Consider the following 12,719-nt stretch of genomic DNA (forward strand, 5'->3'; position numbering starts at 1 on the left):
TACATATAAAACTATAACCTAGCATTTATTTAATTTCCTTTATTCAGCAGAGAAGCTCAAAAGCTACCTTCAAAGCACACCATACGAAAAACCTTACAGCCTACGGATTTTTCTCTCTAATTATGTTCTATGCCTTTACTCCTCTTTTTCAAAGCTTTTACATATAAATTATAGTAATATTATATTACAACATCATATTTTGTCAACTATTGAGATATTATTTTTTACTCGTTGCCACTTCTTCAAATATATCTTTCTTTATTTCTTCATTTTCTTTTAGATTTTTGAACGCTACAGAAAGCATTAATTTAATTCTGTTTAATTGATTAACTTCTGAAGCACCTGGATCATAGTCAACAGCGGTTATATTTGACATAGGATACTTATGTCTTATAGCTTTTATCATACCTTTACCTGTAACGTGGTTTGGAAGGCAAGCAAATGGCTGCATGCATATTACATTATTAACTCCACTCTCTATAAGTTCAAGCATTTCAGCTGTTAGGAACCAACCTTCTCCTGTTTGATGCCCAAGAGATAATATTGTTGATGCAAGTTCTCCTAATTCTTTTATATGCTTTGGAGGAGAAAATCTCTTACTTCTTACAAGTTCTTCCTTCATTGTATTTCTATATCTCTCCATAAACCATATAGCTGCATTAGATATCTCTCTTCCCATCTTACCAAATGATAAGTACTTAGACTTAAAGTCTTGATCATAAGCTGAGTAGAAGAAGAAATCAAGTAAATCAGGAACAACAGCTTCAGCCCCTTCTTCTTCAAGAAGATTAACTATATCATTGTTTGCAGTTGGGTGGAATTTAACAAGTATTTCTCCAACCACTCCTACCTTAGGCTTAACTACATCAGTTATTTCTAAATCATCAAATTCTCTTATTATATTCTTAACATTATTCTTAAATAATCTATGTCCACCTTTTATAACATTTTCCTTAGCTAGATTATTCCACTTCTCATATAGAGCATTAGCTGATCCCTTAACTTTTTCATACGGTCTAACTCTATATAGAACCCTCATTAAAAGATCCCCATAAACTAATGCCATAAGAGCCTTGTCTAAAAGCTTTGGAGTTATCTTAAAACCAGGCTGTGGTTCTAACCCTACTGCATTTAAAGATATTATTGGAATTCCTTGATAACCTGCTTCTCTTAATGCTTTCTTTAAGAAACCAACATAGTTAGTTGCTCTACATCCACCACCAGTTTGAGTTATTATAACAGAAGTGTTATTTGGATCATATTTTCCAGACTTAAGAGCATGAATCATTTGACCAACAACTATTATGGATGGATAGCAAGCATCATTATTTACAAATTTTAATCCTTCTTCAACAGCTTGTTTATCTGTAGAAGGAAGTACTTCCATATTATACCCACTTGCTTTAAAAGCTTCTTGAACTATTTCAAAGTGTATCGGCGACATTTGTGGAGCCAAAATTGTATGAGTCTTTCTCATTTCTTTAGTGAAAGGAACTGTATGATAGCTTGTATCTTCTTTGTGAGGAACATACCCATTTCTTTCTCTTTCTTCTAAAGCTGCTTTTAAAGATCTTATTCTTATCTTAATAGCTCCTAAATTATTTCCTTCATCTATCTTTAATACTGTATATATCTTACCATCACTTGCTAAAATCTCTTGAACTTGGTCAGTGGTTACTGCATCTAGCCCACATCCAAAAGAATTAAGCTGTATCAATTCAAGATTTTCTTGAGTAGCTACAAAGCTCGCAGCTGAATATAATCTTGAATGGTAAACCCACTGATCTACAACTCTAAGTGGTCTTTGGACTTTTCCTAAATGGCTTACACTATCTTCAGTAAGAACAGCCATTCCAAAGCTTGTAATAACATCTGGTATACCGTGATTTATTTCAGGATCTATGTGGTATGGTCTACCAGCAAGCACTATTCCTTTCTTACCAGTCTTCTCTAAGTATTCTAGTACTTCTTCACCTTTTGATTGAATATCTCTCTTATACTGCTCTCTTTCATCCCAAGCAGCATCGACAGCTTCTTTTGCTTCAGCAGCTGTTACTCCAAAGCTCTTAAATTCATCCTCAATTCTCTTATAAAGTCTTTCTTTATTGTTCAATGAGAAGAACGGATTCATAAAGTTTATATCCTTTTCCTTAATAACGTCCATATTATTTTTTATAACTTCTGGATAAGAAGTTACTATAGGACAATTGTAATTGTTGTTAGCTTCTTTAAACTCTTTTTGTTCAAAAGCAACACTTGGATAGAATATATTCTTTATTCCTCTTACTATTAACGCCTCTATATGTCCATGAACTATTTTTGCTGGATAACAAGCTGACTCTGAAGGTATTGATTCTATGCCCATTTCATAAATTTTCTTTGATGAAATTGGAGATAATTCAACTCTAAAGCCAAGCTTTGTTAGCATTGTGAACCAAAACGGATAATTTTCGTAGAAATTTAATACTCTAGGAACTCCTATTGTACCTCTCTTCGCTTCATCCTTCTTAAGTGGTCTATAGCTAAAGGTTCTTTTAAGTTTATAATCATATAAATTTGGTATATCATTCTTCTTCTTATCTTTACCTAATGGTCTTTCACATCTATTACCGGATATGTACTCTTCATCAGTAGAGAACTTGTTAATAGTTAAAAGACAGTTGTTTCCACAAAGCCCACATCTTCTTAAATCAGTGTCTATAGTAAAGCTTTCTAATTGTTCTTTTTCAAGAAGTGTTGTTTTTCTTCCTTCTTCTAATCTTTCCTTAGCTATTATTGCAGCTCCAAAAGCTCCCATAAGACCAGCTATATCAGGTCTCACAGCCTCTCTTTCAGACAGAAGTTCAAAGCCTCTAAGTACTGCATCATTATAGAAAGTACCACCTTGAACAATTATTTTCTTGCCTAGTTCTTTAGGATCTCTTATCTTTATAACTTTAAAAACCGCATTCTTTATTACCGAATAAGAAAGTCCAGCAGATATATCTCCAACAAAAGCTCCTTCTTTTTGTGCTTGTTTAACCCTTGAGTTCATAAACACTGTGCATCTTGAACCAAGGTCAACAGGCTGTTCAGATAAAACAGCTTCCTTAGCAAAATCAGCTATTTCCATATTTAATGAATTAGCAAAAGTTTCTATAAAAGATCCACAACCAGATGAACATGCTTCGTTTAGCAGGATACTATCTATTACCCCGTTCTTTATCTTAAAACATTTCATATCTTGTCCACCGATGTCTAATATAAAATCAACACCTGGTAAGAAATGTTCTGCAGCTTTATAATGCGCTATTGTTTCTATTTCACCTATATCTATATGAAGAGCTGCTTTAATTAAACTTTCTCCATAACCAGTAACAGTAGAATTCGCAATCTCAACATCTGCTGGAAGCTTTGAATATAGGTCATTTAATACGCCTATAACTCTATTTAAAGGACTGCCTTGGTTACTTCCATAATAGGAATAAAGTATCTCATTATTTTCACTAATCAATACCACTTTAGTAGTTGTTGATCCCGCATCAATTCCTAGGTAAGCCTTACCAGAGTAACTATCCAAGTCCCTCCTCTTTGCTGTAGCCTTATCATGTCTAGCTTTAAACTCATCATAATCTTTTTGATCTGCAAAAAGCGGTGCTAATCTTTCTATTTCAGTAGTTTGCATAGTCTTTATTTCACTAACTTTTTCTAACAACTTTTTATAAGATATTAGTTTATCTTCCTTAGATGATAAAGCTGCTCCCATAGCAACAAAAAGCTGTGAATTTTCTGGGAATATTATCTCTTCTTCTGTTAATTCTAAAGTTTCAATAAATCTTTGTCTAAGCTCTGATAAAAAGTACAGTGGTCCTCCTAAGAATGCCACCTTACCTCTTATTGGTTTTCCACAAGCAAGTCCACTAATAGTTTGAGTAACTACTGCTTGGAAAATCGAAGCTGCTATATCTTCTTTTCTAGCCCCTTCATTCAATAATGGTTGTACATCTGTTTTTGCGAAAACGCCACATCTTGCTGCTATTGGGTATATTACGGAGTGCTGTTTAGCCATATCATTTAAACCGCTTGCATCAGTTTTAAGCAGTGATGCCATTTGGTCTATAAAAGCACCTGTTCCACCTGCACAGCTTCCATTCATTCTTTGTTCCAAATTGCCATCAAAATATGTTATCTTAGCGTCTTCTCCACCAAGCTCAATTACAACATCTGTCTCAGGAATATAGCTTTCTACGGTTTTAGTACATGCAATTACTTCTTGTATAAAAGTTATATCAAGCCATTTGGAAACTGAAAGTCCACCAGAACCGGTTACATTTACAGTAACATCGACATCTTTTACATGCTTATAGCCATCTCTTATAAGTGCTATTATAGTACTTCTTATATCTGAAAAATGCCTCTTATACTTGCTGTAGACTATGTTATCTCTGTTATCAAGCAACACCATCTTAACAGTTGTAGAACCAACATCAAGTCCCATATGAAACTTTGTCATATTCTCATCTCCAAACTAATAATAATAAGTAAATATAAATAATATCATTATTATATTATAAAATATTTTTGTTAAATATGTAAGTAATATTTTTTTTACATGAATATTCTTATATCCTATGTCAATAATTATTAAAGAGAATAATTACATTTGTTGTAAAAGTATTGGAGGATTTTTATGAGTAGTTTTGTTAAAGGCAATGAACTTTATAACAATAAAAATTATGGGGAAGCCCTCTCCTATTATATCAAAGCTATAGAAGAAAAGGACAATGAACCTTATTCCTACTACAACGCAAGTGTTTGCTATATAAAGCTTAAGGATTTCTCGAGAGCAATTGATATGCTTACCAAAGCCATTGACTTAAATTTAGACGCCAAATATTTTTTCAACTTAGCTTATTGCTATTCTATGATTAATAGTCCTCAAAAAGCACTACGTTATTTCAATATGGCTTGGGCATTAGATAACAGCGACAAGGATTGTGAAAAAGCAATTAATTTAATTGTTAATAAATACAAAAAAGCACCTTAATGTTAGGTGCTTTTTACCATTCTCCTGCAATTTTCTCTATTTTATGATCGTTATAAAATCTTTTAGAATCAAAATAATTTCCAGCTTTATAAAAAGTAGTATCTACCGTAATCCAACGACTTTCTTCTTTTATATAAACTTCATTCCAAGCATGATTTACCCATTGTTCTCCATTATATCCTTGACCTATGACTAACCTTACCTTAAGGTTAGCAGCTCTTGCCATTGCAACATAAAGACACGAGTAATCAAAGCAAATCCCTGTTCTTGTTTCGTAGGTAGGTATAGCTCCAGACTGTACTCTAAAGTTATTACTAAGTATTTCATTAGCTTTATTATCATCATATTCTATATTTGTACCAATCCAAGAGTACAAAGACTTTGCTTTCTCTTTGTCGCTACTTTTAAATCGGGTAAGTTTTAAAGCCTCCTGATTTATTGTTTCATTTGATTTAATCCCCTGCTCTAATGTTACACCATTATAATAAACTACTTCTCTTGCATTTGTGCTCTTGCTACTATTTTTACTATTTTGATTTTCATCAACTTTTACTACCTTTATTTTAAGAGAGTCATTTAAAACTCTTGGTATTTCTTTGACTATAGGAGAAGTTGTAATCGGGTTTATAACATTCTTGCTTATAGTCTTATATATAGCACTTCCATTGATTGATTTCTTTATTTCACTAGGAAAATCAAGATAGTTGATAAAATTCAAAGATATACAAACAACTATTAAAAATATAATAGCTCGTGGTAACGCAAATATAGCTCCTATAAAACCCCTAAATACGTTTCCTTTTTTCTGTGAGTACCTACTTAAGATATCTATAAATGGTTGTACAGTGAACTTATTAAATATCCTTATTAAAATAAATATTATATTATATACTAAATAAATTATAATCAGAAATACTGCATAATAGCTTATCTGCCTGTATCCATTCAATATAGTATCTAAGTAATCTGATAAGCTACTCAAGTAATCTACTATCTTCGGTAATAATTCTTGTTTAGAACAATAAACTACAGCAAGAACTATTGATAAAAATAGAGCAATACTTTTTTCTATATCAAGTATTTCTTCCATAGCATCTTCTGAACTAAACTTGTTTACAAAACCTGCTATCACAGGTATCACAAACACAGCTATAAGTATAAGATTTGTGGTATTAAAATTCATAATCATCTACTCCAAAAATTGATCAGTTCTCATTATCTTCTTTATCAATCTATTAATCATATCAAATTCATATCCCTTAGATGCCATAAATCTAAATAATTTTTGTGATATTTTTAATGTGTCCGATTCTCTCTTTATTAATGAGTCGTACTTTTTTTTACATAGTGTATAGGCGCCTTCTTCTTCTATCTCTGTATCCACATTACTTATTTTATCCTTTAATAGTTCCTCTGAAACACCTTTTCTTAATAAACTATAATAAATTTTATTCTTTCCTTGATTTCCAATCTTATCTTTTAAATACATTTCAGTATATAATTTATCATCTAAAAAATTGTATTCTTTCAAAAAGTCCAGTGTTCTCTTAATCAGATTTTCTGGAAAAGCTTTTGCTATTAATTTATCTCTTATCTCTTTCTCCGTCTTATAAGCTCTTTCAATTGTCTTTAATGCAGCATTTTTACATTTAATAAAATCTTCTTCTTCGATTATTGTTTTGATTTTCTCTACATCAACTTTCTCATCTTTTCTAAGTCCGTATCTATAGATTAACTCTGCATCACAGCCGAAAGAAAATTCTTCATCGATAAATACATTTACTCTTTTAGGGTTCTTTTTTTGTACTTCAATACCGGTGATTTTACTCATCTATATCCTCTGCTTCCTTATCTGCGTCTGATCTTAAAATATGAATTGTAGGATTATTAAAAACCTTTCTTGCAATATCATATAAATCCACATTTTCGATATGATTAAGCCTTTCCATATCATGTATAAATTCATCTATTGGTTCTTCTTCAAGAACTTGATTAAGTACATAATTTGAGAGTTCTGAACTATCATCTAGAGTAGACACAACTGCAGTTTTATGCACCTTTTTCATTAGCTCAATTGTACTCTTAGGAAAAGGAATTTCCTCAGTTTTTATCTTTTCTATGCAGTCATTTATAGCATCAAGGGCTTCCTCTATATTTTCATCTTCAACTGAAGTAAAGATATATAGAGTTCTAATATCATTTCCTAAATCTAAATTAGTATATATATCGTATGCAAGTCCTCTTTCCTCTCTAAGCTCTCTAAATAGTATAGAATTAGCACTTTCACCAAACTTGTGATTAAGAATCTTTAGAGCTAATTCTTCATCCTTATCTATATTGTCTAAAGTATACAAATATGTTATCGTACTTAACTCTATATCCCTTTTATACGTAGTTACGGTAACTTCCTTATTTTTTTCAAATTCTATCTTATCTCTATGATTTAAGGTACCATTCCAAACACCAAAGAATTTAGAAATAATTGATATAGCCTCTTCATGATCGTAGGACGAAACAATTGTTATTGTAGTATTCTCTGGAGTATAAAATTTCTTATAAAAACTAAGTAAATCATCTTTAGTGAACCTACTTACACTTTCTTCATCTCCACTTATCTCATATCTTAAAGGACTATACTCAAAAGCAATTTCATTGATTCTCTTGAAACTCAAATCTTCAATATCATCTTTACTGGTTTTTATTTCAGCTAAAATGACACCTCTTTCCTTCTCTAGTTCATCTTTGTCAAAGGTTGATTCTATAACCATATCTCCAAGAAGTTCTATTGCTTTCTCAATCTCCTCCTGAAGGCAAGTTACGCTATAAACAGTAGAGCAAAAATCAGTGTATGCATTATATTCTCCACCTAAAAACTCTAACTGGTCATTCAAAGTTTTATTATCTCTTGTCTTAGTTCCTTTAAACAACATATGTTCAATGAAATGGGCTACCCCTTTTTCATTTACTCCCTCATTTAATGAACCAGCCTTAACCCCTACATTTATTGAAGCAAGTTGTGTATCTTTTTTTATGGTTATTACATTAAGCCCATTGCTAAGCTTTGTAGCCTTACTATCTAAATTCAATTTATACATTAAAAATCTCCATTTCTCATTAACGCTCAAGTTTATATTTAAATATACATATACCTCTTCGTAATAAATTTATGTTTCTAGACTCTATTCTATAATTTTAAAAAGTTATGAAATTATTTTTTACTCAATTGATACACATTTATATAGTTCCAACTACAACTTTTAATCTGTACATTTATAAACCCCCACGAAGGCGATATTCTCAAACAAGTATATTTTAAGCTTTGTCTCATGAACTCTTTATCTTTACATTTTATAATAATATCAATATAAACTCAATTATAATATTATTTGAATAAATAGATTCATTGTCTATATATTGACACATTTCTTAGGTATAATAAATTTGTAATAGTTTCAAGGAGGTTTAATTATGGGGTTAACATTACTTATTGTCGAAGATGAAATAAGAATTCGATTTCTCTTAAGGGATTATTTTTTAAAAGAGAACTTTAAAATATTTGAAGCAAAGAATGGTAAAGAAGCATTAAACATATATTCTGAAGAAAAAATCGACCTAGTGATCCTAGATATAATGATGCCAGAACTTAATGGGTTCGAAGTATGCAAAAAAATACGAGAGGTTTCTACAACTCCTATAATAATGCTTACTGCTCGTAGTGAGGAAGATGATAAATTATTAGGCTATGAACTTGGTGCAGATGATTATGTAACAAAACCTTTTAGTCCAAAAGTTTTAGTAGCCAAAGTAAAAGCTCTTTTAAAAAGAACTAGTAATAAAACGGATACAAATATAATGGATTATGATGGTCTTAGGATAAATAAAATTTCACATGAAGTTACGGTCTACGATAAAACTATAAATTTATCACCAAAAGAATTTGATCTATTGATTTACTTAGTTTCAAATGAAGGCATTGCCCTTACAAGAGATCAGATCTTAGATAGTGTGTGGGGCATTGATTATTATGGGGATTTAAGAACTGTAGATACAAATATTAAGAGATTAAGAGAAAAACTTTTGGATAAATCTGAATTCATAACTACTGTTAGAGGAAGTGGTTATAAGTTTGAGGTGAAAGAATGAAGCAAAGTATATCAAAAAGAATTTTCGTTATCACCTTTGGTCTAATAATAGCTTTAATGGTTGCTGCTGCTTTGTTTCAGATGTTTTTCTTTGAGCGCTTTTATACTGATAAAAAAACGAATCTACTGGTAGCTAGTGTAGAAAGCTTTAAAGATTCATACTCAGGTACCACTAATAGAAACGCAATAATCAGTGGATTAAACAATTTACAGTATAGTGCTAGTGCTCAGGCAGGTATTTATTCGTCAAATGGTCTCCCTATGTTTGGTTCAGATCAAAGCTTAGATGTAACAAGTAGTATTTTTAATTCGCTTATTAGCCCAGACAATATTTCTGATATTTTTAGTTCAGGAAAAACTCTAAGCCAAGTTTATGACGATAAAAAGCACAATATAAAACATATAGTAGTAATAACACCTATGTCTATTAACACGAAAAATGACTCAATATTAATAACGGTTTATTCTTTCCAGAGCATTAAAGAAGCCTCTTCGATAATAGGACAGTTTTATAAATATATATTTATTGCCTTGATTTTTATAGGTCTTATACTGTCTTTTATATACTCAGATTTAATATCAAAACCATTGAAAAGGCTTAATAAGGTTGCTCGTAAGATGTCTTCTATGGATTTTACTGAAAAATGTATAGCAGATAGGGAAGATGAGATAGGTGACCTTGCTAAAACACTTAACTTTTTATCAGAAAACTTATCTAACGCTTTAACTGACTTGAGAACAAAAAACCAAAAATTACAGGCTGATATAGAGAAAGAACGTAAACTGGAAAAAATTCGTAAAGACTTTATTGCTGGGGTTTCACATGAATTAAAGACCCCAATAGGAATTATCGAAGGATATGCGGAAGGATTAAAGGATAATATTGTTGATGGAGAGGCTAAGGATATATACCTAGACATAATAATTGATGAATCTAATAAAATGAATAAATTGGTTATGGATATGCTTGAACTCTCAAGACTTGAATCGGATAGCAACAAACTACAAATAGATACCTTTGATATAATAGCTCTTACTAACGAAATACTATTTAAATACTCAAACAATTTTGCAGAAAAAAACTTAAAAATAAATAAATCTTATTCTGATGAAAATATTATCATGGTTATTGGTGATGAATTTAAGATAGAAAGTGTTATAACAAACTTTATAACTAATGCCATAAAATACACTAATGAAAACGAAAGTATAAATATATTTATAGGTGTTGATAACACAAAAGCTTTGTTTTCCATCGAAAACACAGGTGCTTTCTTGCAAAAAGATGATTTAGAGAAAGTTTGGGTTCAATTTTATAGAGTTGATAAGGCGAGAAGTCGCTCTGAAGGAAGTAGTGGTCTTGGCCTTGCGATTGTTAAGCAGATGCTTACACAACATAATAGTACCTTCGGAGTAAGAAACACCGCAAATGGCGTTGAATTTTTCTTTGACTTGAATTTAGCTAACAGTAGCACAACCGAAGCTGAATAAAACATTGATAATTTATAGGTATAAAGCCATACATATTGAGAGATATATTTTCTCATTTATGTATGGCTTATTATGTTAAATCATTCCGCCATCCACTGTGAGTATTTGACCTGTCAAGTAAGAGGATTGTTCTGAGCATAGAAAACTTACCACTTCGGCAACCTCATTCCCTTCACCAAATCTGCACATTGGTATCTCATCTATGAGTATGTTCTTTTCTTCTTCTGAAAGCCACCTATTCATCGATGTATTTATAACTCCAGGTGCTACCCCGTTAACTCTTATCTTAGATGGTGCTAGTTCCTTTGCTAAGGCTTTAGTAAAACTGTTTACCGCTCCCTTAGTAGCACTATAAATAGCCTCACAAGCTGCACCTGACTGCCCCCATATTGAAGAAATATTGATAATAATACCTTTACCTTTACTTAGAAAATGTGGAATTACAAACTTTGATGTATACATTACACCCTTGATATTAGTATCTATCAGTCGATCTATTTCATTTTCATTCATATCCATCAATAATCCAATATAGGAAACACCTGCATTATTTATAAGAATGTCAATTTTGCCAAAGGTTTGGTACGTAAATTCTATAAGCCTTTGAGCTTCTGAATATATTCCTACATTGCTTTGAAATGCTACTGCATAACCACCATTTTCTTTTATAAAGCTAACAACTTCTTCTGCTCCTTCATGGTCCCTATTATAATTGACCACAATTGACGCACCTTTAGCAGCTAAATTTATTGATATGTCTTTTCCGATACCTTTTGAGGCACCAGTTACTATAACTACTTTTCCGTTTAAATCATTCATAAAATATTCACCTTCAAAATCTATATCTAGCTTTAAAACAACCAAAGTTGACTATCATTCACTATAATACTTCTCTTATAATTCTTTCCGCATTTTTATAAAATATCTTTTCAACATCGTCATAAGAAAAATTATTTTTTAGAAGAGCATCTGATAATTTTCCCATTTCACTTGCATCTTTTATTTCAACTTCATTTTCTATTCCATCAAAGTCGCTACCTAAAGCTATACAATCTATTCCACCAATTTTTTTTATGTGCTTAATATGCTCTACCATATCATCTATTTTGGTAGTCTTACTCTTACCTACAAAACCGCTGCAGAAGTTTATTCCCATTACCCCTCCTGCTGTACTTAGTATCTTAATCATCTCATCTGTTAAATTTCTAGTATGGTTTCTTATGGCTCTAGAATTTGAATGAGATGCAACAAAAGGTTTTGTTGAATACTTAGCAACATCAAAAAATCCACCATCAGATAAATGTGAAACATCTATAATGATTCCAAGATCATTCATTTTTTTAACCACTTCTATACCAAATGGTTTCAATCCCTTATCTGCATATTCTTTTTTGCAATGTGGATATCCAATTTCATTTTCAAAATTCCAAGTCAAGGTTATTAATCTAATCCCCATATCATAGAATTCTTGCAGATTATTTATATCACCAGCTATTGCTCCACCTTCTTCTATAGTTATAAAAGCTCCTAGTTTATTTTCATTCTGACATTTTAAGTACTGATCATAATTTCTAACTAAAGCTATATCAGATTTATTTTCATTTAATTCACTAACCAATCTTTTATACATATCAATGCAATCATTTTTTAAATCCCCACATTGATCTTTCTCTAAGAATAATGCAAAGAATTGAGCTTTAGCATTGCCAGCCTTTAATTTCATAATATCAACTGAAAACTGATTTTCTTTTAACTTAGCCTCATTATCATTAAATAGTTTTAATGCTGTATCACAATGTAAATCAATGAAATTCATACAATCACTCCCTTTTATATTATTTTATCACTTTAAAGCTAAAGATGTACCTGTTCAAAGTATAATCAATTAAAATAAAAACTTTCATCACCTTTATAACCACTTAATTTCAACAATACTATTAAACATATCCTATTATACTAATTATAAATAAATATGAACCACTGTAGCTTTAATTAATCACATAAGTCTTCCTACAACTTCAGGAGACTATATGAGTATTCAGCTACAATGGTTCACTAAT

Annotated in this window: 9 protein-coding genes and 1 other annotated feature (1 of these 10 cut by a window edge); of the genes, 3 read left to right on the forward strand and 6 right to left on the reverse strand. The window is 31.1% G+C overall.

Annotated features, from left to right (window positions below; genetic code table 11):
• Positions 1 to 161: a binding site (T-box leader), on the reverse strand; it reaches 141 nt to the left of the window's first position.
• 56 nt (positions 162 to 217) lie between these two features.
• On the reverse strand, positions 218 to 4,492 hold the full coding sequence (locus bsdtw1_RS14280) for a 2-hydroxyacyl-CoA dehydratase (RefSeq protein ID WP_183278232.1): 4,275 nt from the start codon (positions 4,490 to 4,492) through the stop codon (positions 218 to 220).
• A 177-nt stretch (positions 4,493 to 4,669) separates the two neighbouring features.
• Here bsdtw1_RS14280 and bsdtw1_RS14285 point away from each other — a divergent pair, with 177 nt between their 5' ends.
• Positions 4,670 to 5,026 (forward strand): tetratricopeptide repeat protein, encoded by a 357-nt coding sequence (locus bsdtw1_RS14285; RefSeq protein WP_183278233.1) that lies wholly within the window; start codon positions 4,670 to 4,672, stop codon positions 5,024 to 5,026.
• Positions 5,027 to 5,039: 13 nt separating this feature from the next.
• Here bsdtw1_RS14285 and bsdtw1_RS14290 read toward each other — a convergent pair whose 3' ends face one another.
• From bsdtw1_RS14290 to bsdtw1_RS14300, 3 genes are read right to left on the reverse strand one after another with little or no spacing between them, the layout of a single operon-like run.
• Complete coding sequence (locus bsdtw1_RS14290) at positions 5,040 to 6,209, reverse strand: transglutaminase domain-containing protein (RefSeq protein WP_183278234.1); 1,170 nt, start codon at positions 6,207 to 6,209, stop codon at positions 5,040 to 5,042.
• Positions 6,210 to 6,215: 6 nt separating this feature from the next.
• Positions 6,216 to 6,857, reverse strand: a complete 642-nt coding sequence (recX, locus tag bsdtw1_RS14295) for a recombination regulator RecX (RefSeq protein ID WP_183278235.1) — start codon at positions 6,855 to 6,857, stop codon at positions 6,216 to 6,218.
• Positions 6,850 to 8,121, reverse strand: coding sequence for a M16 family metallopeptidase (locus bsdtw1_RS14300; protein WP_183278236.1), 1,272 nt, complete (start codon positions 8,119 to 8,121; stop codon positions 6,850 to 6,852). The genes recX and bsdtw1_RS14300 overlap by 8 nt, the downstream gene beginning before the upstream one ends.
• Positions 8,122 to 8,494: 373 nt before the next feature.
• Between bsdtw1_RS14300 and bsdtw1_RS14305 the strand changes: the two genes are divergently transcribed.
• Entirely contained in the window at positions 8,495 to 9,169 is a 675-nt protein-coding gene (locus tag bsdtw1_RS14305) for a response regulator (protein ID WP_183278237.1), read from the forward strand.
• Positions 9,166 to 10,659, forward strand: coding sequence for a sensor histidine kinase (locus bsdtw1_RS14310; protein WP_183278238.1), 1,494 nt, complete (start codon positions 9,166 to 9,168; stop codon positions 10,657 to 10,659). The genes bsdtw1_RS14305 and bsdtw1_RS14310 overlap by 4 nt, the downstream gene beginning before the upstream one ends.
• A gap of 75 nt (positions 10,660 to 10,734) precedes the next feature.
• On the opposite strand, the gene ymfI is transcribed toward bsdtw1_RS14310, so the two are convergent.
• Together ymfI and bsdtw1_RS14320 are read right to left on the reverse strand one after the other, a co-directional pair.
• Positions 10,735 to 11,478: an elongation factor P 5-aminopentanone reductase gene (gene ymfI / locus bsdtw1_RS14315; RefSeq protein WP_183278239.1), complete on the reverse strand. Its 744-nt coding sequence runs from the start codon at positions 11,476 to 11,478 to the stop codon at positions 10,735 to 10,737.
• A gap of 61 nt (positions 11,479 to 11,539) precedes the next feature.
• Positions 11,540 to 12,475 (reverse strand): dipeptidase, encoded by a 936-nt coding sequence (locus bsdtw1_RS14320; protein WP_183278240.1) that lies wholly within the window; start codon positions 12,473 to 12,475, stop codon positions 11,540 to 11,542.
• Between the last annotated feature and the right edge of the window lie 244 nt (positions 12,476 to 12,719).

It is taken from the genome of Clostridium fungisolvens, assembly GCF_014193895.1.
GTDB lineage: Bacteria > Bacillota > Clostridia > Clostridiales > Clostridiaceae > Clostridium_AR > Clostridium_AR fungisolvens.

What these genes read in the sequence shown, in the direction of transcription:
- bsdtw1_RS14280 (WP_183278232.1), bottom strand. Translation starts at nt 4,492, where the DNA reads ATGACAAAGTTTCATATGGGACTTGATGTTGGTTCTACAACTGTTAAG.
- bsdtw1_RS14305 (WP_183278237.1), top strand. Translation starts at nt 8,495, where the DNA reads ATGGGGTTAACATTACTTATTGTCGAAGATGAAATAAGAATTCGATTT.
- bsdtw1_RS14320 (WP_183278240.1), bottom strand. Translation starts at nt 12,475, where the DNA reads ATGAATTTCATTGATTTACATTGTGATACAGCATTAAAACTATTTAAT.
- bsdtw1_RS14285 (WP_183278233.1), top strand. Translation starts at nt 4,670, where the DNA reads ATGAGTAGTTTTGTTAAAGGCAATGAACTTTATAACAATAAAAATTAT.
- bsdtw1_RS14300 (WP_183278236.1), bottom strand. Translation starts at nt 8,121, where the DNA reads ATGTATAAATTGAATTTAGATAGTAAGGCTACAAAGCTTAGCAATGGG.
- bsdtw1_RS14290 (WP_183278234.1), bottom strand. Translation starts at nt 6,209, where the DNA reads ATGAATTTTAATACCACAAATCTTATACTTATAGCTGTGTTTGTGATA.
- recX (WP_183278235.1), bottom strand. Translation starts at nt 6,857, where the DNA reads ATGAGTAAAATCACCGGTATTGAAGTACAAAAAAAGAACCCTAAAAGA.
- bsdtw1_RS14310 (WP_183278238.1), top strand. Translation starts at nt 9,166, where the DNA reads ATGAAGCAAAGTATATCAAAAAGAATTTTCGTTATCACCTTTGGTCTA.
- ymfI (WP_183278239.1), bottom strand. Translation starts at nt 11,478, where the DNA reads ATGAATGATTTAAACGGAAAAGTAGTTATAGTAACTGGTGCCTCAAAA.